This is a genomic window from Sodalinema gerasimenkoae IPPAS B-353 (genome assembly GCF_009846485.1).
GTDB classification, from domain to species: domain Bacteria; phylum Cyanobacteriota; class Cyanobacteriia; order Cyanobacteriales; family Geitlerinemataceae; genus Sodalinema; species Sodalinema gerasimenkoae.
On the sequence record NZ_ML776472.1, the window covers coordinates 596,417 to 621,025 of the forward strand.

A 24,609-nucleotide genomic window follows, 5' to 3' on the forward strand; every position below is an offset into this window, starting at 1 on the left:
GTTCACCTCAAGATTGGGGCGACAACGGTGCAATTACCGTCAACGCCTTTGGTAAACATTCCACATCAACGGGAGTGGTTTCCACCACATCCCCATCAATCACGATATTCTTCGCTGGATTCGCCGTTACTCGCAGCTTAGCCGCCCGTAAACAGATGATATCGTCCCGTTGAGTCTCCGTTTTCAAAATTGCTGCTCCCACCATGCTCGTGAGGGCGTTAAGTGCCTGTAAGCGGTTTTCTGTGGTGCCGATGGTCACCTCCAATACCCCATCGTCGGGAATCGTCTCCCCAAAGCCTTGGGCCAAAATCGAGGTGGGTGGGGCCAGGTTGGCGATGGTGATTGCATCAGCCCGGAATTGACGCACTTCCCCATCAATCTCAATTTCCGCGTCAAACTGATCCCCATCATGGAACCGTTGCACACCGCCCCAGAGATAGGCTAACACCCCCCAACGGTCTTTTTTCTCGCGATCGGCCCATTCCACCACGTCTGCCTCAAAGCCAATTCCCGCCAGGAGAATCATGGTGCGCTCATTACAGCGGGCCGCATCAATGACTCGTGTAGTTCCCGCCAGCAACAACTTACAGGCCCCAGGGACATTTTGAGGAATCCCCAAAGCACTAGCAAAGGCGTTGGCAGTCCCTCGGGGAATCACCCCCAGGGGAATTTCTGTGTTCATTAAGGCATCAGCGACGGTTGAGACGGTTCCATCTCCCCCCGAGGCAATGACGAGATCGGTTCCGGATTCGATCGCCCTATTCACTAACGCTTTTAAATCGGTGTCTGCTTGAGTAATCCAGACATTGAGATCTAGTCGTCCCTGGAGTTGTTCACGAATCATGGCTAGTTCGCGATCGGGATTGCCCTGGCCGGCAGCGGGGTTAAAGATGAGATGGGCAACGCGGTGGGTGGCCATCTCCTGAATGACAGCGGTGGCGGTGGCTAGGTTGGTGGCCAGGGGCACATTATGAACATTACACACCCGTAACAGGGCTTGAATATCAGGTTCGTGGGGTTGGGTGTAGAGGGGATCGATGAGGAAAATAACGGCAATCACATCCCCCGAGACGACCCGCGCGGCGATTTGGGTGTCTCCGCCGACGGAACCGGATTCCATCCGTTCGATGGTTAAGTCGGTGGCGTTCTCGATGCGTTGTCCGGTGGTTCCTGTGGCGATGAGGTGATATCGACTCAGAATCGAGTGATAGTCTTGGGCGAAACTCACCAGTTGGTCTTTTTTGGCGTCGTGGGCGATGAGGGCTAGGGTGGCGGGCATGGGGAAGAAGGCAGTAGGCAGTAGGCAGTAGGCAGTAGGGGGAACCCACCCCTGCCCCTCCCAGGAGGGGAAAGACGTAGGGGCGTCCCCTTGTGGTCGGTGAGCGATCGCCGAACCGTGGTCGCCCTAGGCAATAGACAATAGGGGAGAGACTCGACGGTTCAAGTCTCCCCCCGTAATGTGAGTTTAGTTTAATCCATTTGAGGATGGATTAGCGCATTTTGACGGAGCGTTTTAGGGTGGCTTCGGCTTGGGAATATTCCTCTAACTCGATTTTGACAGGTTTGGCATTCCAAATTTCTTGGCAATACTCGTTGATGGTGCGATCGCTGGAGAATTTACCCATGCGGGCTGAGTTGAGAATGGCCATGCGCGTCCAGGAGTCAAGGTCGCGATAGGCTTTGCTCACCTCTTGCTGACAGTCAATGTAGGCTTGATAGTCGGCTAACAGCATGAAGGGATCACCATAGAGAAGGTTGTCCACAATCGGCTTGAAGCGATCGCGATCGCCCGGAGAGAAGTCCCCATGGGCAATGCGATCAATGGCCGCCCGTAATTCAGGGTTATTCTCGTAGTAAGAGCGAGGATTATAGCCTTTGGCTTTCAAATCCTGAACTTCCTGGGCCGTCAAGCCAAAGAGGAAGAAGTTTTCGGCCCCGGCTTCTTCGCGAATCTCGATGTTTGCCCCGTCGAGGGTCCCAATGGTTAAAGCCCCATTCATGGCAAACTTCATGTTACCGGTTCCTGAAGCTTCTTTACCCGCCGTAGAAATTTGCTCGGATAAATCCGCCGCTGGGTAAATCCGTTCCCCAAGAGATACGTTGAAGTTGGGTAAAAACACCACTTTCAACCGTCCGCGAACGTCGGGGTCTTTGTTCACCACTTCTCCCACGGCATTGATTAGTTTAATAATCAACTTAGCCATGATATATCCCGGTGCGGCCTTGCCACCAAAGATAAAGGTCCGAGGCAGGATATCCGCGTCAGGGTTGCGCTTGATGCGGTTGTAAAGGGTAATAATGTGCAGGGCGGCTAAATGCTGCCGTTTGTACTCGTGAATCCGCTTGACTTGTACGTCAAACAGGGAATCGGGATTCACATCAATGCCCCGTTTGGCTTTGATATAGGCGGCTAACTCTTGTTTATTTTGCCGTTTAATATCTTGCCATTGTTTGCGGAAGCCTGTGTCTTCGAGACATTTTTCAATCCCACTGAGTTGACCCAAATCCTTGAGCCAACCATCACCAATTTTTTCGGTAATCAGTTGCGAGAGTTTGGGGTTACTCAGCAACATCCAGCGGCGAGGGGTCACACCGTTGGTTTTGTTGAAGAATTTCTCGGGCCACAGACGGGCAAAGTCTCGTAGGGTCTGGCTTTTCAGCAGTTCCGTATGCAGGGCTGCTACGCCGTTGATGGCATGGGACCCAACGCAGGCCAGATGAGCCATGCGCACTTGTTTTTCGGGGCCTTCTTCGATGATGGATAAGCGCCGCGCCAGTTCGTCGTCACCGGGGAACCAAGTCCGCACATCTTCGAGGAAGCGGAAGTTGATTTCGTAAATCAGTTCCAGGTGACGGGGGAGAAGGCGTTTGAAGAGTTTTACAGACCACCGTTCTAGGGCTTCGGGGAGTAGGGTGTGGTTGGTGTAGCAGAGGGTTTTCTCGCTGATACTCCAGGCAGTGTCCCAATCCAGGTTATGTTCGTCGAGGAACAGTCGCATCAACTCAGCAACGGCGATCGCCGGGTGGGTATCGTTGAGTTGAATGGCTACCCGTTCATGGAAGTTTTCCAGGGAGGGGTTGGTCCGCAGATGCAGGCGGACTAAGTCTTGTAACGATGCCGAGACAAAGAAGTATTGTTGTGCTAGGCGCAGTTCTCGACCTTGAGGGGTGTTGTCGTTGGGATAGAGAACCTTGGAGATGGTTTCGGAGTTAATTTTCTCGGCCACGGCCCGGTCATAGTTCCCGGCGTTGAAGGCATCGAAGTTGAAGGCCTCACTGGCTTCGGCTTTCCAGAGTCGTAAGGGGTTGACGGTGTTGGTTTTGTAGCCAGGAACGGGGGTGTCATGGGGAATCCCGATGACGGTGCGATCGGGAATCCAACACCAGCGGGAGTTGCCGTTGCTGTCGTGGAACATTTCTGTGTGGCCGCCGAGTTTCACCTCCACGGTGTCTTCGGGGCGAGCAATTTCCCAAGGATTACCGAACCGCAGCCAGTTATCGGGGATCTCCACTTGCCAGCCGTCTTGGATGATTTGGTGGAAGATGCCAAATTCGTAGCGAATCCCGTAGCCAATGGCGGGAATTTCTAGGGTGGCGAGGGAATCGAGGAAACACGCCGCCAGCCGTCCTAAGCCGCCGTTGCCGAGGCCGGGATCTTGTTCTTGTTCGAGGAGTTCTTCGAGACTGAGGCCAGATTCTTCGATAATCTGCTGAATTTTCTCGAACAGGCCCAGATTCACCAGGTTGTTACCTAAATGCCGGCCCATCAGGAACTCGGCGGAGAGGTAACAGACAACTTTGACGTTTTCTTCGCGGTAGGTGCGAATGGTTTTGATGAAGCGATGCAGCAGGCGATCGCGCACCACGTAAGCGAGGGCGCGATAGTAGTCGTTCAGGGTCGCAATGGACTGATCCTTGCCCTGAAGATAGAAGAGTTGGTCTGCAAAGGCCCGTTTTAGGGTTTCGCTACTCATGCCGGTGCGGTCATCTTCAACCTTAATCGGCGTGTTGTCTGGGTTGGAGGAGATAACTTTATTCATAGGTTCCGTTTCGCAGGATGTCTGGGGCTTTCCGTGAGCTACACTCGTCGGTTAATCGGTTTGAGGCGGGCAAGGCTTAGCTCAAAACTTAGCTCAAAACAACGATACCCACTCACTGCACCAATAACACAACTTCGACCCCCGTAACGGAATCATCAACGGATTTTGACATTTCGTCTCCGACTCAAAGGACCGCTGAGGCCTTGTTTCGGTTGCGATTTCAGATATTGGCAGGAGTAGGAAGGTGAGGGAGTCGACGGCGATCGCCGGGGTTGGGGTGATGCTGATTCCAGGTTAGGGATGAGAGCGGCCTGGCCTAGTTCTAACAAACCGCCTGTCTCTTGTACAGCCTTGACGGGACGGCGCCACTGTGCCACGGCTTTGATTAGCAGGGGAATGGCACTGATGGTGATAAATGCGGCGATCGCCATGCCAATGGCGGTATCCACCCAATGCCACCCCCAAATATAAGCCATTAGGGCCGCCACAATAACGCCCACAGACCCCATGGCATCGGCGATGGCATGGAGAAAGGCCCCTTCGAGATTTAGGTTACTCTGACTGCCTTGATGGAGGAGTTTGGCACTACTGGTGTTGATAATCAGACCCAACAGGGCCACCCCCAACACGGGCAAACTCAATAATTCTTCAGGGGGATGGGCCAAATGGCGTAGGGCTTCCCACAGCACTAATCCTGCCATCACCAACAAGGACAGACCATTGATAATCGCGACGCCGCTTTCGGTACGTCCCCCCGGATGACCCTGTCGCACCCGCCAGGTGGCCCACAAGGCTAGGCTGAGGGCGATCGCATCGGTGAGCATATGCCCGGAGTCCGCCAGTAGGGAGAGGCTATGGCTAAACTGCCCTGTGAGCCATTCCACCAGGGAGAAACCCAAGACGAGGGCGATCGCCAGTTGTAGGGTTTCGATGGGGGTTCCTGAGTCAATGGGGGTACAACAGGGGCAGGGACGAGGGGTAAATTGTCGCATGGTTAACGTGGGTTGAATCCTTGAGTCCACAGAGGGGCACTGACCTGGATGACGGCCCGCGTTGGGGGGGGTTCCTCAGCAGCTAATCGGGCAGGAGAGTCTAGTTGATGATGTCTAAGAGTCCCGCTGGGGGATCAACTTCCAGGCGCTGGTTCTCTAAATCCACCACTGGCACGATCGCCTTGACGAAGGGCACAAACACGGTCGGCGGTGAGGGAGGCTTTGGGCGTTTTTTCTTGGATTTGGGCTTGACAGATTCTTCTTTTTGTGGAACGAGCGCCTCATCCAACTGAACTTGTAACAAGTCGTTGCCCGCCGAGAACACATCCACCGTCACCCCAAGCCGTTGGCCCGTCTGGTGATGGAACACTTCTAAGCCTAACAAATCCTGAACATGGAACTCTCCTGACTCCAACGGAGGGCGATCGCCCTCGGGAACCAATAACACCGCACCGCGCAGGGCCTCGGCCGCTTCACGACTGCTGATTCCCTCTAGTTCAATCACATAGAGGCCCTTTCCGGGCAAATCTCGTCCCCTGAGGAGTTCAACCACCTCAGGATCGCGATCGCCCTGACGCCGCAGCCAACGTTGTCCCGGTTCTAGGAAGCGTTCAGGGAAATCGGAATTAGGATAGACGCGCATCGCCCCGCGCACCCCCTGAGGCGCCACAATGCGACCAATTTCCAACCAAGCCTGTTCCTGTTGCGGTTCTACCATCACAGCGAATATCGATTTAAGCCATTATCAAGCCTTAATCATAGCCGCTATTGCGTTTTTCTTCCTGGGGCGATCGCGGCCTTGGCGGTTGCAGCTGGCGTTTCTCGAACCGCTCTTGCTCAGCTGCTTCGAGTTGTTTGCGCTGTTCATCAATAACCGCCAGGGCCTGAGCGAGTTGGGTATCTTCTTCAAGCTGATCACTCAGAGACACCAAACCACTTAAACCATTAATCAGCCGCCGTAGATTTTCCCTAAGTTGAGGATCTCCCGTGAGATCATCCAAATCCGCCGTAATCTTCTCCACATTCTCAAAGGTCGATCGCGCCGAGGAGAGGGTTTCTTGCAAGAGCATCAGATTCGCCGGATCATTCACCGCTTCCGAGACATCCCGGAGATTTTGCGACGCCACCGCCGCATTTTCCGATAACACCGTGGCATTGTTCACCAACACCTCCAAATCAGCAATCAAATTCGCCTGTTCCAACTGGGACAAATTCTCATTCACCAGACTCAAGGTGCGATCGCTCTGCTGCAACAAGGGAGTAATACCACTGGCAGCCACGCGCAACTCCCGACTCATCATATTCAGATTATCCAGAGTCATCACCAAACTGGTGCGATTATCCTCCACCAACTGATTCGCCGTAGCCGTCAAGCGGTTTAACTCCACCGCCGTCTGATTAAAACTCTCTGCGGTGGTGCCAAACTCCTCCGCCGTCCGCGTCAAGGTTTGGGTCGTCGCCAGGGCAGAATCCGATAAGATGCCCAACTCTTCCTGAAAAAACACCGTCATTTCCGAGACATTACGCGCTAACCCCGCAATATCTTCACTCGCTTGAGCCGTGTTTTGCAGCAGCAGTTGAACCGTCTGCATAAACTCAGGATCACTAAACGATTCCGTAAACCGGGTTGAAGCGCGAGTGAGTTTCTCAAAACTGATCCCCACCCGACCGAGAACGCGATCGCCATGACAGATAATCACCTCAGGATCACAGTCCCCATCCCGAGGAACCGCTAAATCTCGCACCTGAGGCAACGGCTGATCTGGGGCCAGGATATCAATCGTCGTCTCCCCAATAAACCCGACTTGATTAGCCTCAACATAGGGAGGACGGGGAATTTTGAGATCCCCCGAGAGAATTTCTATCTTTGCATCGACCCCATTGGTTCCCGGAACCACATCTACCAAGCGTCCCACTCGCACGCCACGATAGCGAACCGGGGCCCCAGGCTGCATTCCCAACGCATCCTGAAACTCCACCACAAATTCATAGGTTTGTCGTCCTACACTCACCCCTCGCAACCAAAGGGAGAGCACTCCAAAGAGTCCCAAACCTAAAAGAATAAACAGGCCCAATGAGCCTTCTCGAAGCGTCCGCGATCGCATAGTGGTTCCTCGTGACCTGCTGCACCTATCCTCATTATTCTGCCATCACCCCGCCGCCCGAATGGGGCCCTCGATGCTACCGGTGCGAAATTGTCGAATTAAGGGATGATCCGTGTGATCGAGTTCCCGAACATTCCCTTCCCACTGTACTTTACCGCGATAGAGAAAAATCACCCGATCTGTGGTTCGGCGAATTGTACTCTCTTGATGGGTCACCATGACATAGGTGCTACAACTACAGTGTTTTTGACCGACATGGAGATCCCGAATCAAATCTTCAACCACTGTCGAGGCGATGGGATCGAGGCCGGCTGTGGGTTCATCATAGAGCAAAATCTCAGAAGCGTGGCTGGGATCCTCGGGGTGAGCAATAATGGCCCGAGCAAAACTGACGCGTTTGCGCATCCCCCCTGACAGTTGGGCCGGATAGAGATCGGCACTTCCACCGAGTCCCACCCGTTCTAAACTATCCTCGACGAGCTTACGAATCTGTGAGTGAGGCAATTTGGAATGTTGATACAGAGAAAAGCCAACATTTTCATCAACCGTCAGGGAGTCAAACAGGGCCGCCTGTTGAAACACCATGCCAATGCCGATGGGATCCGAGTTATCCTCAATCAGGCCTTGGCGCAATTGACCTTTGATATAGATTTCTCCCGAATCCGGCGGCAGCAACCCAGCAATCAACCGGAGAATGGTTGACTTTCCTGTTCCCGATGGCCCGATAATCCCCAAAGCATCTCCAGGGTAAATCGTTAGGTCCACCTGATCGAGGATCACCGTGTTACCGAAGGACTTAGAGATGCCTTTTAGTTCAACGATCGGCTCTGGGGGACAATTGCGATCGCCGTTGTGATCCAGAAGCGCCATGAATCCCGTGATTTCCCGCGACTGCTCTATCATGTTGCCATACTTAAGCGCCCGTTAACCTCAACTTGCGATGATGCCTTGTTTATTCCGGCTGCTATGAAACACACAATCCGCGATCTCAAACGAGTCTCCCGAAGTCGAACCCCTTATCGTGCCAAACAATGGTTTAAGTGGCTCTCTCCGGGGCTGTCGTTAAAGCGATGGTTAGTGGTGAGTGCAGCGGGAATGGTTTTGGCCTTATTGGGCATCGCCATCTGGACGAAGCTGACGCCGGTCTATTACCTCTTGCAGTTTGTGGAGGTGGCCCTCACCACCATTGCCACTCGGATTCCCAACTATATCAGCGGCCCCCTCGTCGTGATTAGCGGCATCTTGCTGCTGTTATGGGGACAGACACGGACGATGGGATCGATTCATGATGCCCTTAAACCCGAAGATAATGGGGAGTTAATTGATGCCCTCATGGAACGGCGGCGACTCCACCGCGGACCTCACATTGTGGCCCTGGGGGGCGGAACTGGGTTATCGACCCTATTACGGGGCATAAAGACCTACAGTGCCAACATTACTGCTGTGGTCACCGTTGCCGATGATGGGGGGTCTTCGGGGCGTTTACGGCGAGAAATTGGCGTGTTGCCTCCTGGAGACATTCGCAACTGTTTAGCCGCCCTGGCAGACGAGGAAACCCTCTTAGCGGAGTTATTTCAATATCGCTTCCAGGGCGGAACCGGGCTGAGTGGCCATAGTTTTGGCAATCTGTTTTTAGCGGCCATGGCCGATATTACCGGAGATTTAGAACAGGCCGTGGTGGCCAGTTCCCAGGTGTTGGCCGTGCGGGGGGAGGTGTTACCGGCGACCCTGACGGATGTCACGCTCTGGGCTGAGTTAGCCGATGGCCGCCGTATTCAGGGAGAGTCGAGTATTACGGAAGCGCGGGGCAAAATTATGCGGTTGGGTTGTCTGCCTGAGCGGCCGGTGCCCCTGCCTCGGGTGCTAGAAGCGATCGCCCAGGCGGAGGTCATTGTGATTGGGCCGGGAAGTTTGTATACCAGTGTCATTCCCAATTTGCTGGTTCCCGATATTGTCGAGGCGATCGCCAACTCGTCGGCCCAGCGCCTTTATGTCTGCAACATCATGACGGAACCGGGGGAAACCGACGGCTATACAGTCTCCGATCATATCCTCGCCATCGATCGCGCCTGTGGCGATCGCCGTATCTTTGATGGGGTGGTCGTTCAGAAGACCAAACCCTCGGCCCGGGCCCTAATTCGCTATGCTCAAAAACAATCCCATCCAGTGGACTTAGACTTAGACGTGGTGGAACGATTGGGGCGACAGGTCGTTTTAGCCAATATCATGAGCGAAGATCCCCAATCGGGCATGGTGCGTCATGATTCTCTGAAACTCGCCCGCACCCTGGCCCAGCAGTTTTCCGGTAAACGTTAACTCCCGCCAGCCGTTCAGGAGCAGGAAGACTCCAGAGGTGCGGTATGGTGAAAAGAGACGGTTTCCTAAGCTACGTTCAGATACGGACAAGACAGAATCATGACTGCGGTGAACTCCCCCACCCCTTCCTCTCCTTCCCCCTCCTCCTCAACTCGGCCAGCCCATTACAAAGCGAAAGGACTCAAACCGGGTGGCCCACGTCCCGCTAAAGCCCTCTGTAGTGAATGTGGTCTGTGTGACACCCATTACATCCATTATGTGAAAGAGGCCTGCGCCTTTATCCATCAGCAGTTCGAGTCCCTCGAAGACCGGATTCACGGGCGATCGCGCCAGCTAGATGATGAGACGCAAACCTACTTCGGGGTTCACCAATCCATGACCGCCGCCCGCAAAAAAGACCCCATTGACGGGGCACAATGGACGGGGATCGTCAGCAGTATTGCCTGTGAGATGTTGAACTCAGGCAAAGTTGAAGGGGTGGTTTGTGTACAAAACTCCCCCGACGATCGCTTCCAACCCATGCCCGTCATCGCCCGCACCCCCGAGGAGGTGTTAGCGGCCCGGGTCAATAAACCCACCCTCTCGCCAAACCTCTCAGTCCTCGAACAGGTAGAACGCTCAGGACTCAAACGGCTGCTGGTGATTGGTGTGGGCTGTCAAATCCAGGCCCTGCGAGCAGTTCAGGACAAATTGGGCTTAGAAAAACTCTATGTCCTCGGGACTCCCTGTGTCGACAACGTCACGCGGGCCGGCTTGCAGAAATTCCTAGAAACCACCAGCCGCTCCCCGGAGACGGTGGTGCATTATGAGTTTATGCAGGATTTTCGGGTGCATTTCAAACATGAGGATGGCTCAATCGAGAAAGTGCCCTTCTTTGGCTTAAATACCAAGGAACTCAAGGATGTTTTTGCCCCCTCCTGCATGAGTTGTTTTGACTATGTCAATGGCTTAGCAGATTTGGTGGTGGGCTATATGGGTGCCCCCTTCGGCTGGCAATGGATTCTGGTGCGTAACGACATCGGTCAGGAAATGTTAGATTTGGTGCAATCTCAGTTAGAGACGCAACCGGTGTCCTCTCGGGGCGATCGCCGTCAAGCGGTTCAACAGAGTATTCCCGCCTATGACAAGGGCGTAACCCTACCCATGTGGGCAGCACAGCTGATGGGGGTGGTCATTGAGCGTGTGGGGCCGAAAGGGCTAGAATATGCCCGGTTTTCCATTGACTCTCACTTTACCCGCAATTATCTCTATGTTCAGCGGAACTATCCAGAGAAACTCGAGCGTCATGTGCCCGAGTTTGCCAAGCGCATTGTTGGACAGTATAAACTTCCTGAGTAAACCCTGACCCCAGTCATCTCAACCCCGCTTCCCCTTGAGAGAAGACGGGCTTTTTCCCAGATACTCGCGGACCTAATCACATTCAAGGAGCCTTATCCTATGAGCATCACCTGTCATATCCTCGTTGAGCAAAACCCGGGACTTCTCTATGTCAGCCGTAACGGCGCTCCCGAAAAAGTATTACCCAAACTCGAGCGATTTCTGCTTAAGTTTTGGGATGAGCGAGAAACTGCCGGTGAACACCGCTACACCCCGGAATGTTTACTCGCTCAAGTAACCGTTCGTTTTGGCTTTGAGAGTTGTGAGGATGACTTCTCTAATTTACGTCTCGGGGTTAACTATGATCCCGATGTCGAATATCTCTATCGTATTGCCCTCGATAAAAACGTCACCGTCTGGGCCCCAGAACCTCGTTATCGGCAAAAGCCACAACTCGGACTCGAAGGCTGTAAACAGATTAAGGAATTGTCCTTTCAAGCGGTTTAGAGAGACTGGGCAACCCAAATGACTACTTTCATGGCAGTAGTCCCCCATAAGGCAAGGGCTGCTCATCAACTATAGGATGAACAGCCCTTGTTTAAGGTTAATGGTTCCCTAGCTGGGACTAACGGCGATTCGTCCGGCGGGGACGGTAGTTGTTGCGGCGTTTGCGGGGGGCACCTTTACGACGCTTGGAACGGTGTAGGAGGTTTTCCACTTCCTGCACACTAAAGCCAATGCGACTAGGGCCACCCACCGGCTGCTGTTCAAGAAGCATCGACAGGGCCTTACAGGCGATCTGATTAATATCGACTTCTTCTTCAAGTCGTTGTAGCAACTCGGCCGCTTCTTCCTGAATATGTTGGTGTTGCAGTTTTGAGGCCAATTCCACCTGATATTGTTTCTTGGCTTCGCCAATGGTGGGAACTTCTCCGTAGACCATCGGTGAACCGGCAACGTGCATAATCCGGGTGAGTTTCTTGAACTCTAGGGGAGTCACCAGGGTAATGGCAGTTCCCTTACGTCCAGCACGTCCAGTCCGACCAATCCGGTGAACATAGCTATCGGAGTCGAAGGGAATGTGATAGTTAAAGACGTGGGTCACGTCGTTAATATCCAACCCTCGGGCGGCTACGTCCGTGGCAATGAGTAGGTCGATGCGTCCCCGCTTGAAGCTTTCAATGGCTTCATTGCGCTGTCGCTGCTGCATATCCCCATGGAGGGAACTGGCAGCATAGCCCCGAGAGACGAGGGTAGTGCAAAGCATATCCGTCTCTTTCTTGGTGCGACAGAAGATTAGGGCTTTGTTGGGGGCTTCTGTATCAATTAGCCGGACTAAGGCTTCCTCTCGTTCCCGTTCTTCGAGCACATAGTAACGCTGGCTGATGTCAGTATTGATGGTTGAGTCTTTGGGGGTGACATCAATCGAGAGGGGATCGGTGAGGATTTTCTTGGATAACTGACGAATCGCCGAGGGAAGGGTGGCGGAAAAGAGGAGGGTTTGTCGCTCTTTCGGTAAATAGGTAAAGATTTCCTCAATATCATCGAGGAAGCCCATATCCAACATCTCATCGGCTTCGTCGAGGATAACAATTGAGGGTGAGAAGTCCTTGAGACGATTGGATTTGAGGTGGTCGAGTAGGCGGCCGGGGGTCGCCGTCACCACCTGAGCGCCACGACGGATAAGGGACACTTGGCGTTCAATGGATTGTCCACCATAGACCGCAACGGTGCGAATGCCGGCACAGCGGCCGAGACGATAGAGTTCGTCACTGACTTGGGAGGCTAACTCGCGGGTGGGCACAATCACGAGGACTTGCACCCCTTCGCTGCTATCGCGATGAACAGAATTGAGTGCCGGGAGTCCAAAGGCTGCTGTTTTACCCGTCCCGGTTTGAGCACGGGCGATCGCATCGCGTCCTTCGAGGATGACGGGAATGGCTTGTTGCTGAATCGGGCTAGGAACACGGAAGCCGGCCTCTTGAATCCCTTCGAGGATTTCTGGGCGGAGGTTAAAGGACTCGAAGTTACCTGGAGTATCGTCGATAGGGGTTTGGGAATCGGAGGTGGTTTCGGGAGCGGATGTTTGTTCGGGAGTTACAGATGTCATAAATGAAGTCATACGTTACTGGGTTACGTGTAGCGAGGGAGAGAACGGGCGATCGAGATGAGGACTCGGTGGTGACCCGTGAACCGGTCAACAGGGGAGCGAGACTGAGGAGAACTGGCAATCGCCCCGGTCTGTTGACTGTTGTAACTGTTGTCGGTTCATGATGGATTGAGTCTCAGCCTGCTAGAAGTTATCTCCGTCGCCAGTTAACCGATCGGCGCTGTTGTGACTTGGACGTAGCACCGTGGTGATGTAGCCCCGTACAATGACGTTGTTCCCACACCGAATCCAGCGACTGAGTAGGCAATCTCGATCAGTACGCTTCGGATCAGGTTAGATCAGACGCACGATTGGAGTTACCACCGCTTGACTCTATGATAGTTGCAATTTCTACTTTTCTGTAAAGCTTTTTTCAGCAATCTCTCAAAATGTCGTGATAGGCTGTTCTCAAACGCTTGCCAGTCGAGACTTGACTGCATTGTGTTGACAGTATGGCTAGAGGTAAAACGCAACAGATGGATGCTGCCACGCTTTGGGAACGCTATCGGGACTGGCTCTATTATCACGAGGAGCTAGAGGTCTATGTCGATATTAGCCGTATGTCCTTTGAGCAGGACTTGGTCGACCGCCTCATGCCCCGCTTCAAGACGGCTTTTCAAGACATGGCAAAGCTGGAACAGGGGGCGATCGCCAATCCAGATGAGGATCGGATGGTGGGCCATTATTGGCTACGAGACCCGGATCTCGCCCCCAGCTCAGAGATTCGTCAGGAAGTGATTGAGACGCTGGCCCAAATTGAAGCCTTTGTGAGTCAGGTGCATTCGGGGCAACTCCATCCTCCCCAGGGCGATCGCTTCACGGATATTCTTTCGGTGGGCATTGGCGGTTCAGCCCTCGGGCCGCAGTTTGTGGCCGACGCGCTGGCCCCCCTCGATGCCCCGTTAGATATCCACTTTATTGATAATAGTGATCCGGCGGGAATCGATCGCACCCTGGCCCAATTGGGCGATCGCCTCCCAAGCACCCTCGTCTTCATTATTTCTAAGTCGGGAGGAACCCCAGAAACCCGCAATGGCATGATTGAGGTGAAGGCGGCCTTTGACAAAGCCGGACTCGACTTCACGAAACAGGCCGTCGCCATTACCGGCGTTGACAGCAAACTCGATCACCAAGCCCAAACCGAAGGCTGGCTCGCGCGCCTACCCATGGCAGACTGGGTGGGAGGACGCACCTCGGAAATGTCCGCCGTAGGACTCCCCGCCGCCGCCCTACAAGGGATTGATATTCGCGCCCTGTTAGCTGGGGCGAAAGCGATGGATGCCGTGACCCGAGTCCCGGATCTCAAAACCAACCCCGCCGCCCTCCTGGCCCTGGCTTGGTATGCTGCTGGCAAGGGACGGGGGGAAAAAGATATGGTCATCCTCCCCTACAAGGATTCACTGCTGTTGTTTAGCCGTTACCTACAACAGTTGGTGATGGAATCCTTGGGGAAAGAGAAGGACCTCGATGGCAATACCGTCCATCAAGGGATTGCCGTCTATGGCAACAAAGGTTCAACGGACCAACATGCCTATGTGCAACAGTTGCGTGATGGGGTTCCCAACTTCTTTGCCACTTTTATCGAGGTGCTGCGCGATCGCCAGGGAGACTCTACGGAAATTGAACCGGGTGTCACCTCCGGGGATTATCTCTGCGGCTTCCTGCAAGGGACTCGCCAAGCCCTCTTTGACAATCAACGGGACTCCATCACCATCACAGTTCCCGAGGTGAGTCCCTATTATGTCGGGGTACTCATTGCCCTCTACGAGCGAGCGGTGGGTCTCTATGCGTCCTTAGTCAATGTCAACGCCTATCACCAGCCGGGGGTAGAAGCGGGCAAAAAAGCTGCCGCCACGGTCTTGTCCTTGCAACAAGAGGCCATGGCCGTCCTCAAAGGGGCCAACAAACCCATGTCCCTAGAGGAGTTAGCCGCCGCCGTTGGTGCGCCTGAGCAAGTGGAAACCCTCTATAAGATCCTACGTCATCTCCATGCCAACGGCCGGGGCATTACCCTGGTGGGGAACTTAGGTCGGCCCTCAAGTCTTCAGGTGTCCGCCTTTTAAGCCCCGCTATGCCTCTGACGATTTTGGTGGTGGAGGATGACTTAGGAACCCGCCTCGCCATCACCGATTATCTGGAACTTTCAGGCTACTCAGCGATTCCCGCCGTCAACGGAAGGAACCCGCCTCGCCATCACCGATTATCTGGAACTTTCAGGCTACTCAGCGATTCCCGCCGTCAACGGCCGGGAGGCGCTGGGCCTGCTTGAGCGTTACCAACCCCATCTGTTGATTACCGATGCCATCATGCCAGAAACGGGAGGCGCTGGGCCTGCTTGAGCGTTACCAACCCCATCTGTTGATTACCGATGCCATCATGCCAGAAATGGATGGCTATGAATTAGTACGGCAGGTTCGCCAACAACCCAGCTTCCGGTTGCTTCCGGTCATTTTCCTCACAGCCCGTAACGAGACTCAGGATCGCATTCGCGGCTACCAGGCGGGGATTGATCTCCATATGCCCAAACCCTTTGAATTAGAGGAATTGGCGGCTGTGGTGCGCAATTTTCTCGATCGGTACACCATGATGAGTCACGCCTCCACCGTCGCCCCCCCAGCCCCCGCCCCGGAGCGCTCGGATGTTACCATTGACTTAACTGATCGCGAACAAGAAGTCCTCGAACTCCTCAGTCAGGGCCTCTCCAATAATCAGATTGGCGATCGCCTCTATCTCAGTTCCCGCACGATTGAGAAGTACGTCAGCAATCTCCTACGCAAAACGGAGACGAATAACCGTTCGGAGTTAGTCCGGTTTGCGATCGAACATCACTTGTTACAAGACTAAAAGGGAGAGGGAGAGGGGAACCACAGAGTCACAGAGGACACAGAGAAAGAGGAGAGAAGCCAACGCTTGTCCCCCTATTCCCTATTGCCTGTTCCCTGTTCCCCCTCTTGCCTCTTGCCTCTTGCCTCTTGCCTCTTGCCTTCTTCCCCCATGAACCTCCAAACCCAAAAAGACCTCATCGCCTATCTCAGCCAATATATGACCGAAACCCGTGCAGCGCGCCTAGAGGAGGTCTTAGGGAAGCGGACCAAGCAACTGGCGGTGGTGTTAGAGGGGATTCATAAACCTCATAATGCCAGTGCCGTGTTGCGCAGTTGCGATGGCTTTGGGGTGCAGGATGTCCATATTATTGAGCGAGATACGGAGTTCGACCCCAATCAACAGGTGAGTTTGGGGGCTGATCGCTGGTTGAGTTTGCATCGCTATGATGATTATGGGGTGAATAATACCGCCATCTGCTTGGATCGCCTCAAAGACCAAGGCTACACCCTTCTGGCAACCACCCCCCATGACCCCACCGTCAATATTGATGAAGTTCCCATCGAGGGCAAAACAGCGATTCTCTTTGGATCAGAGTTGCGAGGCCTTTCAACCTATGCCCTCAGCCATGCCGATGTACGGGTGAAAATTCCCATGTATGGCTTTAGTGAAAGTTTCAACATCTCCGTTAGTGCGGCATTATGTTTATATGAACTCACCAAACGCTTACGTCAGGGCAATCATCCCTGGCGACTGACCGAGGCCGAACGGATAGCCCTCAAGTTAGAATGGTTACGCCGTAGTATCCGCGCCTATGATCAGCTTGAAGCGGAGTTCCTGGCTTCCCTAGAGATACCCTCATCGTCCTCTCTAGGATGAAGTTATCCCCTTGATGTTGTCCATGAGGAGTGCGATTGAATGAGTGATATCCCGATTGATAACCCGGTTTACTTTGGTCAGTTTGGCAGTTATCAGATTACAGCAGGCGATCGCCGTGAAGTCCGCATCTACCGCGCCGGTTTAGCCGTCGCCGCTGTCAGTTTTGCCCTGGGAACTGGGTTAGTTCTCACCGTTGGCCCCAGTGATTGGGTTCTACAGACGCTCACCGGACTCTATGGCCTGTTTGCCCTGGCCCTGGGGGTGAGTCTGTTAACCATTCATATCTATCTAGCCCCCCTGCATCGTCTTTTACAAGCCTGTTGGCTGGTGGGGGTGGCCTCCAGTGTGGATTTAGTCTTAGCCAGTGACGATCCCCTGGCCCTGACGGTGTATCAGCATCCCAACAGTCTCTGGGGTCTTGGCTTTTTGTTTGTGGCCTTGACGGGAATCTATTTTAAGGAGGCGTTTTGTTTCAATCGCTTAGAAACAAAATTCCTGACTCCCCTAGTGCCGGTTCTGCTGTTGGGCCATCTCAGCGGCTGGATTCCTGACGAAAGTAAGCCGGTGATGTTGGCGATGTGGGCGATCTTATTTCTGGTCTTTAGCCTCCGTAAACTCCCCCAAGCCATTCCCGATGATAAATCAGTTTCGCCCTGGGAACAGGGTTAGTTCTCAGCGTTGGCCCCAATGATTGGGTGCTACAGACGCTCACCGGACTCTATGGCCTGTTTGCCCTGGCCCTGGGGGTGAGTTTGTTAACCATTCATATTTATCTAGCCCCCCTGCATCGTCTTCTACAAGCCTGTTGGCTGGTGGGGGTAGCGTCCAGTGTGGATTTGGTCTTAGCCAGTGAAGACCCCCTGGCCCTGACGGTCTATCAGCATCCCAATAGTCTCTGGGGTCTTGGCTTTTTGTTTGTGGCCCTAACGGGGATCTATTTCAAGGAGGCGTTCTGTTTCAATCGCTTGGAAACGAAATTCCTGACTCCCCTGGTGCCGATTCTACTGTTGGGTCATCTTAGCGGGTTGCTTCCTGAAGAAAGTAAGCCGGTGATGTTGGCCATGTGGGCGATCTTATTTCTCGTCTTTAGCCTTCGTAAACTTCCCCAAGCCATTCCCGATGATATTGGCGATAAAAGTGTCTTTGAACATCTGCGCAACCGCAATAGCCAACCCAGTCCTTCGGAAAATGGCTGAGTGAACCGTTGAGGGAGGTCTCATGGCCATGAACCGCGATCGCCCCTATTGGGTGGCTTGGACTCAAATTAAGCGCATTGGGTCGGTGTTGATGGGTCGCTTAAATGAGCAATTTGGGTCTCTAGAAGCCGCCTGGAGTGAGTCAGAGGCGGGACTGCTGACCGTCGAGGGAATCGGCCCCCAGCTGGCCGCCGATATCCTCCGACAGCGATCGCATCTGAACCCAGAACAACTCTACGCCAAGCATCTCCAAGCCAATCCCCAATTCTGGACCCTGTGCGATCGAGAATACCCGCGACTCTTACGAGAAATTCACGCCCCGCCGCCGCTGCTGTACTATCGGGGCGTCCCAGACCCCGAGGAAATGGAGGGAAACGCCCGCACCATCGCCATTGTCGGAACTCGTCACCCCAGTCCCTACGGTCTCAAATGGACACGCCGCCTCAGTCGCCGCCTCAGCCAAGACGGGTTTACCATTGTCTCCGGTCTCGCAGCGGGCATTGACACTGAGGCCCACCGCACCTGTTTAACCCTGGCCGGGCGAACCGTGGCCGTCCTGGGAACGGGAGTGGATGTGGTCTATCCCCGTCGCAATCAAAGTCTCTATGAAGAGATTGTCGAGAAGGGGTTAGTGGTGAGTGAATATCCCGCCGGAACCCCACCCGATCGCCTCCAGTTTCCTCAACGCAACCGCATCATCGCCGGCTTAAGTCGCGCCACCCTCGTCACCGAAGCCCCACAAAAATCGGGGGCCCTAATCACCGCCTATCTCGCTAACGACTTTTGCCGCGATGTCTACGCCGTTCCCGGTTCCCTCGACAACCCCAACTCCCGAGGCTGTCTCGGTCTCATCTCCCGAGGGGCCCAACTGGTCATGGACGAAGACCACCTGATTCAGACCCTGCAAGAAATGCCCAGCTTCACCGTCCCCACCCCTCGCCTCCGGCCAGAACCCTCATCGCAAAAGCAGGAATCGGTCAACCCATCTCCCAGTCCAGCCGCCCCCCCACCCGTCAACGTACCGGCCCATCTGGCCCAAGTCTTCGCCGCCGTCGCCCCTGAAGCCACCGCCTTCGATATCATCGTCGAAAAATCCGCCACCGAAGCGTCCGCTGTCTCCAGCGCCCTCTTACAGTTAGAATTGATGGGGCTAATCTCCGCCCTCCCCGGCCTACGCTATCAACGAACCTAACCCCTCCCCCTACTGCCTACTGCCTTCTTCCCCCTACTGCCTACTGCCTTCTTCCCCCTGTTCCCTGTTCCCTGTTCCCTGTTCCCTCCCCTATGAAACTCCTAATTGGTAACGACGACGGTATTCTCGCTCAGGGGGTACAATCCTTGGCCAATGCCCTAGCCGAGGCGGGCCATGACGTAACCGTTGTTTGCCCCGATCGAGAGCGTTCCGCCACCGGCCATAGTTTGACGATGCACCAACCGATTCGGGCCGAACCTGTTGACGATCGCTTTCACCCTAGTATCGCCGCCTGGGCCTGTTCAGGAACCCCCTCCGATTGCATTAAATTGGCCCTCAGTGCCTTAATGGACAGTCCCCCCGATTTTGTCTTGGCCGGGATTAACCATGGGTCCAACGTCGGCACTGATATTATTTATTCCGGAACCGTCTCTGCGGCCCTAGAGGGATATATTGAGGGGATTCCCAGTGTGGCCTTCAGTTTAGCCAGTTTTACCTGCCGCAATTTCCAGCCTGGGGTGGAGTTTGCCTTAAAGTTAATGGCCCAGTTGGGCGATCGCCGGACTGAGGGCCCGATTCTCCTGAATGTGAACATTCCTCCCGTCACGGGCGATCGCATCATGGGAGTCACCCTGGCCCGTCAAGGTGTCCGTCGTTACACCGATGTGTTTCAGAAACGAGTCGATCCGCGCGGCAAAACTTACTACTGGTTAGCCGGAGAAATCTTAGAAGAGTTGGATGATGAACCGGAGAAGGCCGAGATTCCCGTTGACGGCATCGCCGTGAGTCAAAACTATATTACAATCACCCCTCTACAATCGAAGCTGATTTGTCAGCCGATGTTGGATCAGATGCAAGGATGGGAGTGGCTGAAGCAGATTTAGTGTTATTAACCATTTATTCTGAAACTCTTGCTCAAACCTCTGAGACGGTTTCTGAAACGGTAGAAGAGGCCTTAACAGCCAACTCAACTCAGGTGACGGGGTTAGTGGGGGCCTCGATTATCTTACTATTGGTCGCCACGGCAGTGGCCCTGATTACCCGCCGCTTTCGCATTCCCTATGTGGTGGGGTTAGTGTTGGGCGGTTTATTGATTACGAAACAAGCCCTCCCCGCTGATATTGGCTTGAATCCTGATGTCATTCTCAATCTGTTTCTGCCGATTCTCATTTTTGAGGCGGCGATTAATACCGACATCAGCCGACTGCGAAGTACCATTAAACCGATTTTGTTGTTGGCGGGACCGGGGGTGGTTCTAGCGGCGGCCATTACCACGGCATTTTTGCGCTTTGGCCTCGATGTGGCTTGGATTACCGCTTCGGCGATCGGTGTGATTTTGACCATTACTGATACGGTCTCGGTGATTGGTGCCTTTAAAACCGTTAAAGTTCCCGGACGCTTAATCACTATTGTTGAGGGGGAAAGTCTCTTTAATGATGGCATTGCCCTGGTTCTGTTGACGATGATTAGCACCATTCATCGCCAAGGTTCTTTTACAATTTGGCAAGGATTTGAACAGCTATTTATTGCCTTGGTTGGGGGAACTCTCCTAGGACTGGGACTCGGCTATCTCTGTGTCGGACTTCTCAAACAACTCAATGATGCCTTGAGTAATACTCTCTTGACAGTAGCAGTATCCTTGGGAACCTTTCAGATTGGACAACTATTAGGGGTTTCCAGTGCGATCGCCGTCGTCATTGCTGGATTAGTTATTGGCAATTCTGGCTTTAATAAAACCTCGGCATCCATCAAAGTCACACTCCTGAATTTTTGGGAATATGCAGGATTCGGGGTCAACACCTTTATCTTTCTCCTGGTTGGTATTGAGATAGAACCCGAAATTTTATGGGTCACTCTTCCTAGTGCAATGTTAGCAATTGTAGGGTATCAACTTGGCAGAATTTGTTCAATTTACCCCCTACTCTATCTGGTTCGATTTTTTGACAGACCTTTACCGTTAAAATGGCAGCATGTTTTGATTTTTGGCAACGTCAAAGGGTCACTATCGATGGCACTCGCCCTGAGTTTACCGTTTACATTGCCTGGACGAGAAAATATCATCACGCTCATCTTTAGTACCGTTTTAGTCTCGCTGATTGGACAGGGATTGAGTTTGCCCTGGCTTGTCAAACAATTAAACCTAACTCGTCCCTCTCCCGCTAAAGAGAGGATTGAAACCTTGCAGTTAACCCTAATTGCTTCCAAAGCTGCCCAAAAAGAACTCAATAATCTTTTTGAATCTGGCAGTTTACCCAAATCTCTCTACGAAGAACTCTTTGCCAACTACCAAGCCAGAATTGCCACCGCCGAACGAGAACTACGCGACCTCTATAACCAGCGTATGATTCACGAGGATCAACCCCTCGAACCGGGAGGCTATTTAGATGGCTTACGTCGTCGTCTTTATCTCGCCGAAAAGGGTGCTATCAACGATGCTGTCCGTAAAGGACTCCTCTCCAACGAACTCGCCAATTCCTATGTTGATACACTTAATCAAAAACTGATGTCTCTCCAAGACGACTAATCCCTCTCTCACCTCTCTCTCTTTTTTCCATATAGCTCGGCTATCGCTCGCTGACCGCAAGGAATTGCCCCTACTGCCATCCTAAGAACATAACCCGAGAAAGGTAATCACATCCCGCACCAAATCTGGCTTTGTCACTGCCAAAATATTAGAACCACTTTCAAGGATTGTACTCCCATTGGGGATAATTAAATCTTCATGAGCATGAGCTTGATAACCAATAATTAAGGTCCCTTCAGGAAACCGCTCATCCTGAGCAATTTCAGCCACCGTATGACCCACAATATAACAATCTTGCGGTAACGAGAGTTTCAACACCTCGACTTGTCCTTGTTCAAAGTGCATCATGGCATCCACTTGAGGATATTCAATGGCATTAATAATGCGATTGATGGCCAGTTGCGTGGTACTAATAATATGGGTTGCCCCGGCGAGTTGATAGGGTTCCGCAAAATCGCGATCGCTCATCCGCACAATAATTTGAGCGACCCCATAATGCTTCGAGAGGGTCACAAATGCTAAGTTTAGGGCATCTTCTCGCAAGGCCCCAATCACCGCATCGGCTTTACGAATCCCGGCTTCAATGAGGGTGGTAGTATTGACCGCACTCCCTTCAAAGGCCATGACGCCAATTTTTTCGCGGGCATATTGACAGGCTAAGGGGTCGGGGTCAACAATGGCGATGGTATGACCGATATTGAGAAGTGTATTGGCGAGGGCTAATCCAGTCATCCCTGCTCCACCAATTAAGATATACATCATTCGGTATTACTGGCTCGTCGATGAGGGCGTTGGGATATCTTTAGTTTAAGACGGGACTGAGGGAGTTAGGGTCTCCAACTCGCAAACAACTCGCTCTAACTCGGCAACGATAGGACGGTCATCCACAGCTTTTAGGGTATCCACCACGGCGCGATAGTACCATAAACTGCCCGATCGCCCCCCGGCAAACCGCTGCCAAATCGTCTCACCCACGCAGCGATAATCTTTGAGAATTGAGCGCGAATTATAGAGTTTATCCGCCGCCGAGACGAGACGTACGGAGGGGGAGGCGGTACGCAAATGGGCAATATAGGCCTCCTTGCGTTCTCGCCAGGGGGGTTTAGGCTGATTTTCGGAATCGGTGCAGCCTTCGACAATTGCCGCGACATTGTCCCCGAAGCGGCGACGAATCTCCAGGGCAATGGGTCGGCCACCGCAGTCTTCAATGGCATCATGGAGTAGGGCGGCGATCGCCTCATCTTCCGTGGCCCCATGTTCTAATGCCTCGCTGGTGACTCCCAACAGATGAGCGATATAGGGAACCCCCGACCCCTTGCGAATCTGCTGCTGATGGAGTTCTGTGACCCATAGGAGAGCCTCTGTAAATCGTTGTGATAGCACCATAAGTCAACCCCATAATCGGAACAGTCCAATTTTGCCACGGGTGATGGTGGCAGGAAGGGTGATGTCACCCTCAACCTGTCGCACGTTAGCCGCTCCACCGCCAGAAGAACCTCCTCTGCTACCGGACACCAAAAATCCACTACACTGAAAACTACGCCCTCGCAGACCATTTTACTCCTGGCTATGGATACCCGCGATCGCCCCACGACTGAACCCGAATTTATCCCCCAACCCCTGCCTCGTCTTAGTCTCCTCACCATGTTTCGTCTGGGCCTATTCCAGATGGGACTGGGGATGATGTCCCTACTGACTCTCGGCATTGTCAACCGCATCGCCATTGACGAACTGAGAATCCCGGCTCTCATCGCCACCGGGGCCATTGCCATGGAACGGCTGGTTTCCCCGGCTCGTGTCTTCTTCGGGCAACTCTCGGATTCTAAACCCCTCTTTGGACGACATCGCAGCGGCTATGTCTGGATTGGCGCGGTACTCTTCACCAGCCTCTCCTTCATCACCGTACAAGTCCTTTGGCAACTGGGCCTGAGCCTGCAAACCAGTGGCATGACGGCCCCTACCTACGGCTGGGCCGCCCTGTTTGCGGGCTGTTTTATGCTCTATGGCCTCTCCATTAGTGCCAGTTCCACCCCCTTCGCCGCCATGTTAGTGGATATCTCCGATGAAGACCATCGTTCTAAACTCATTGGTGTGGTGTGGTCGATGTTAATGGTGGGGATTATTGCTGGGGCAATTATTGGCTCAACCCTCCTGGGCGAGCCTGACAATGGCAATGAAGCCCTCACCAACGTGCAACAGGTGGATATCCTGGCCCTCAGTCGTACTGTTAACCCTGTATTTATTATTGTTCCGGCGATCGTTCTGACGCTCTGTTTCTTGGCTACCGTCGGTATCGAAGAGAAATACTCCCGCTATAGCCAGCGTTCCATGGTGGCCAACTCCGAGGAGCGCGTCACCCTGGGAACCGCCATTCGCGTTCTCACCGCCAGTCGTCAAACGGGGTTCTTCTTCACCTTCCTACTTCTGCTCACTATTAGCCTGTTTATGCACGAGGTGGTGATTGAACCCTATGGCGGCCAAGTCTTTGGTATGAGTATCGCTGAAACCACTCAATTGAATGTCTTTTTTGGCATTGGAACCTTGGTGGGCATTTCCGGTACAGGTTTTCTCCTGGTTCCCCGTCTGGGGAAGGAACGCACCACTCAATATGGCTGTATCGGGGCCTCGGTCTGTGCCTTACTATTCATCATTGCTGGGGTGGGCCAGCGGGTGGAATTACTGCAAGCCGCGTTCCTCTTTTATGGACTCTTCGCCGGAACCCTAACCGCTGGGGCCACCAGTCTCATGCTGGATTTAACGGTTGCTGAGACCGCTGGAACCTTTATCGGTGCCTGGGGACTGGCCCAAGCCATGGCCCGGGGCATTTCTACCATTGTCAGTGGGGGGGTCTTGAACCTGGGAACTTGGCTGTTTGAGTCTCCTCTATTGGCCTATGGCTCAGTCTTTTTGCTGCAATCCCTGGGCTTACTCCTGGCTTTGATTCTTCTGAAACGGGTCAATATCAAAGAGTTCCAAGCCAGCACCCAGACTGCGGTCAGTCGTGTGATGGAAGGGGAGTTAGAGTGAATCCGATTCGATCCTGAACCCTATGCCTCCCCGGCCCACTTTTGAGAGG

At 53.4% G+C, this 24,609-nt stretch carries 21 protein-coding genes and 1 pseudogene; 13 read left to right on the plus strand and 9 right to left on the minus strand.

The window, feature by feature from the left end; translation table 11 throughout:
• Positions 1–7 precede the first annotated feature (7 nt).
• From mgsA to L855_RS02650, 6 genes are all read right to left on the minus strand, one after another.
• A complete protein-coding gene (gene mgsA, locus L855_RS02625; protein ID WP_159783813.1) occupies positions 8–1,279 on the minus strand; it encodes a methylglyoxal synthase in 1,272 nt (423 codons plus the stop codon).
• Between the two features lie 211 nt (positions 1,280–1,490).
• Entirely contained in the window at positions 1,491–4,040 is a 2,550-nt protein-coding gene (locus L855_RS02630) for a glycogen/starch/alpha-glucan phosphorylase (RefSeq protein WP_159783815.1), read from the minus strand.
• A 155-nt stretch (positions 4,041–4,195) separates the two neighbouring features.
• The gene (locus L855_RS02635; protein ID WP_159783817.1) at positions 4,196–5,032 is read right to left on the minus strand and encodes a cation diffusion facilitator family transporter; all 837 of its coding nucleotides are present in this window, start codon (positions 5,030–5,032) and stop codon (positions 4,196–4,198) included.
• Positions 5,033–5,132: 100 nt separating this feature from the next.
• Complete coding sequence (gene rimM / locus L855_RS02640; RefSeq protein WP_159783819.1) at positions 5,133–5,750, minus strand: ribosome maturation factor RimM; 618 nt, start codon at positions 5,748–5,750, stop codon at positions 5,133–5,135.
• A 34-nt stretch (positions 5,751–5,784) separates the two neighbouring features.
• Entirely contained in the window at positions 5,785–7,137 is a 1,353-nt protein-coding gene (locus tag L855_RS02645; protein WP_159783821.1) for an MlaD family protein, read from the minus strand.
• A 45-nt stretch (positions 7,138–7,182) separates the two neighbouring features.
• Positions 7,183–8,007: an ABC transporter ATP-binding protein gene (locus tag L855_RS02650; RefSeq protein ID WP_159790915.1), complete on the minus strand. Its 825-nt coding sequence runs from the start codon at positions 8,005–8,007 to the stop codon at positions 7,183–7,185.
• A 96-nt stretch (positions 8,008–8,103) separates the two neighbouring features.
• Here L855_RS02650 and L855_RS02655 point away from each other — a divergent pair, with 96 nt between their 5' ends.
• From L855_RS02655 to L855_RS02665, 3 genes are all read left to right on the plus strand, one after another.
• Positions 8,104–9,453, plus strand: coding sequence for a gluconeogenesis factor YvcK family protein (locus tag L855_RS02655; protein ID WP_159783823.1), 1,350 nt, complete (start codon positions 8,104–8,106; stop codon positions 9,451–9,453).
• A 99-nt stretch (positions 9,454–9,552) separates the two neighbouring features.
• Complete coding sequence (locus L855_RS02660) at positions 9,553–10,791, plus strand: Coenzyme F420 hydrogenase/dehydrogenase, beta subunit C-terminal domain (protein WP_159783825.1); 1,239 nt, start codon at positions 9,553–9,555, stop codon at positions 10,789–10,791.
• Positions 10,792–10,890: 99 nt separating this feature from the next.
• Complete coding sequence (locus L855_RS02665) at positions 10,891–11,277, plus strand: histidine kinase (RefSeq protein ID WP_159783827.1); 387 nt, start codon at positions 10,891–10,893, stop codon at positions 11,275–11,277.
• A gap of 118 nt (positions 11,278–11,395) precedes the next feature.
• Here L855_RS02665 and L855_RS02670 read toward each other — a convergent pair whose 3' ends face one another.
• Positions 11,396–12,880 (minus strand): DEAD/DEAH box helicase, encoded by a 1,485-nt coding sequence (locus tag L855_RS02670; protein ID WP_159783829.1) that lies wholly within the window; start codon positions 12,878–12,880, stop codon positions 11,396–11,398.
• Between the two features lie 515 nt (positions 12,881–13,395).
• On the opposite strand from L855_RS02670, the gene L855_RS02675 reads away from it, so the two are divergent.
• The 9 genes and pseudogenes from L855_RS02675 to L855_RS02710 all read left to right on the plus strand — a co-directional run bounded on the left by L855_RS02675 (position 13,396) and on the right by L855_RS02710 (position 21,533).
• Complete coding sequence (locus tag L855_RS02675) at positions 13,396–14,982, plus strand: glucose-6-phosphate isomerase (protein ID WP_159790916.1); 1,587 nt, start codon at positions 13,396–13,398, stop codon at positions 14,980–14,982.
• Positions 14,983–14,990: 8 nt separating this feature from the next.
• Positions 14,991–15,100, plus strand: a pseudogene (locus tag L855_RS22660) (DNA-binding response regulator); the annotation flags it as partial.
• 117 nt (positions 15,101–15,217) lie between these two features.
• Complete coding sequence (locus L855_RS02680; protein ID WP_425500545.1) at positions 15,218–15,763, plus strand: response regulator transcription factor; 546 nt, start codon at positions 15,218–15,220, stop codon at positions 15,761–15,763.
• Between the two features lie 150 nt (positions 15,764–15,913).
• Positions 15,914–16,621: a TrmH family RNA methyltransferase gene (locus tag L855_RS02685; protein ID WP_159783831.1), complete on the plus strand. Its 708-nt coding sequence runs from the start codon at positions 15,914–15,916 to the stop codon at positions 16,619–16,621.
• Between the two features lie 39 nt (positions 16,622–16,660).
• Entirely contained in the window at positions 16,661–17,290 is a 630-nt protein-coding gene (locus L855_RS02690) for a DUF2301 domain-containing membrane protein (RefSeq protein WP_159783833.1), read from the plus strand.
• A 26-nt stretch (positions 17,291–17,316) separates the two neighbouring features.
• Positions 17,317–17,817, plus strand: coding sequence for a DUF2301 domain-containing membrane protein (locus tag L855_RS02695; RefSeq protein ID WP_343039231.1), 501 nt, complete (start codon positions 17,317–17,319; stop codon positions 17,815–17,817).
• 22 nt (positions 17,818–17,839) lie between these two features.
• On the plus strand, positions 17,840–19,009 hold the full coding sequence (gene dprA / locus L855_RS02700) for a DNA-processing protein DprA (RefSeq protein WP_484591227.1): 1,170 nt from the start codon (positions 17,840–17,842) through the stop codon (positions 19,007–19,009).
• Positions 19,010–19,101: 92 nt separating this feature from the next.
• Positions 19,102–19,893, plus strand: a complete 792-nt coding sequence (surE, locus tag L855_RS02705; protein ID WP_159783835.1) for a 5'/3'-nucleotidase SurE — start codon at positions 19,102–19,104, stop codon at positions 19,891–19,893.
• On the plus strand, positions 19,869–21,533 hold the full coding sequence (locus L855_RS02710; RefSeq protein WP_159783837.1) for a cation:proton antiporter: 1,665 nt from the start codon (positions 19,869–19,871) through the stop codon (positions 21,531–21,533). The genes surE and L855_RS02710 overlap by 25 nt, the downstream gene beginning before the upstream one ends.
• Positions 21,534–21,614: 81 nt before the next feature.
• Here L855_RS02710 and L855_RS02715 read toward each other — a convergent pair whose 3' ends face one another.
• Together L855_RS02715 and L855_RS02720 are read right to left on the minus strand one after the other, a co-directional pair.
• A complete protein-coding gene (locus tag L855_RS02715) occupies positions 21,615–22,295 on the minus strand; it encodes a potassium channel family protein (RefSeq protein ID WP_425500546.1) in 681 nt (226 codons plus the stop codon).
• 45 nt (positions 22,296–22,340) lie between these two features.
• On the minus strand, positions 22,341–22,919 hold the full coding sequence (locus tag L855_RS02720) for an HD domain-containing protein (protein WP_219729853.1): 579 nt from the start codon (positions 22,917–22,919) through the stop codon (positions 22,341–22,343).
• A gap of 183 nt (positions 22,920–23,102) precedes the next feature.
• Between L855_RS02720 and L855_RS02725 the strand changes: the two genes are divergently transcribed.
• Entirely contained in the window at positions 23,103–24,560 is a 1,458-nt protein-coding gene (locus L855_RS02725; RefSeq protein WP_246198695.1) for a BCD family MFS transporter, read from the plus strand.
• The last annotated feature ends 49 nt before the right edge of the window (positions 24,561–24,609 follow it).

Coding starts and splice junctions, on each gene's coding strand:
- mgsA (WP_159783813.1), bottom strand. CDS start 1,279: ATGCCCGCCACCCTAGCCCTCATCGCCCACGACGCCAAAAAAGACCAA.
- L855_RS02630 (WP_159783815.1), bottom strand. CDS start 4,040: ATGAATAAAGTTATCTCCTCCAACCCAGACAACACGCCGATTAAGGTT.
- L855_RS02635 (WP_159783817.1), bottom strand. CDS start 5,032: ATGCGACAATTTACCCCTCGTCCCTGCCCCTGTTGTACCCCCATTGAC.
- rimM (WP_159783819.1), bottom strand. CDS start 5,750: ATGGTAGAACCGCAACAGGAACAGGCTTGGTTGGAAATTGGTCGCATT.
- L855_RS02645 (WP_159783821.1), bottom strand. CDS start 7,137: ATGCGATCGCGGACGCTTCGAGAAGGCTCATTGGGCCTGTTTATTCTT.
- L855_RS02650 (WP_159790915.1), bottom strand. CDS start 8,007: ATGGCGCTTCTGGATCACAACGGCGATCGCAATTGTCCCCCAGAGCCG.
- L855_RS02655 (WP_159783823.1), top strand. CDS start 8,104: ATGAAACACACAATCCGCGATCTCAAACGAGTCTCCCGAAGTCGAACC.
- L855_RS02660 (WP_159783825.1), top strand. CDS start 9,553: ATGACTGCGGTGAACTCCCCCACCCCTTCCTCTCCTTCCCCCTCCTCC.
- L855_RS02665 (WP_159783827.1), top strand. CDS start 10,891: ATGAGCATCACCTGTCATATCCTCGTTGAGCAAAACCCGGGACTTCTC.
- L855_RS02670 (WP_159783829.1), bottom strand. CDS start 12,880: ATGACATCTGTAACTCCCGAACAAACATCCGCTCCCGAAACCACCTCC.
- L855_RS02675 (WP_159790916.1), top strand. CDS start 13,396: ATGGATGCTGCCACGCTTTGGGAACGCTATCGGGACTGGCTCTATTAT.
- L855_RS02680 (WP_425500545.1), top strand. CDS start 15,218: ATGCCATCATGCCAGAAACGGGAGGCGCTGGGCCTGCTTGAGCGTTAC.
- L855_RS02685 (WP_159783831.1), top strand. CDS start 15,914: ATGAACCTCCAAACCCAAAAAGACCTCATCGCCTATCTCAGCCAATAT.
- L855_RS02690 (WP_159783833.1), top strand. CDS start 16,661: ATGAGTGATATCCCGATTGATAACCCGGTTTACTTTGGTCAGTTTGGC.
- dprA (WP_484591227.1), top strand. CDS start 17,840: ATGGCCATGAACCGCGATCGCCCCTATTGGGTGGCTTGGACTCAAATT.
- surE (WP_159783835.1), top strand. CDS start 19,102: ATGAAACTCCTAATTGGTAACGACGACGGTATTCTCGCTCAGGGGGTA.
- L855_RS02710 (WP_159783837.1), top strand. CDS start 19,869: ATGGGAGTGGCTGAAGCAGATTTAGTGTTATTAACCATTTATTCTGAA.
- L855_RS02715 (WP_425500546.1), bottom strand. CDS start 22,295: ATGATGTATATCTTAATTGGTGGAGCAGGGATGACTGGATTAGCCCTC.
- L855_RS02720 (WP_219729853.1), bottom strand. CDS start 22,919: ATGGTGCTATCACAACGATTTACAGAGGCTCTCCTATGGGTCACAGAA.
- L855_RS02725 (WP_246198695.1), top strand. CDS start 23,103: ATGGATACCCGCGATCGCCCCACGACTGAACCCGAATTTATCCCCCAA.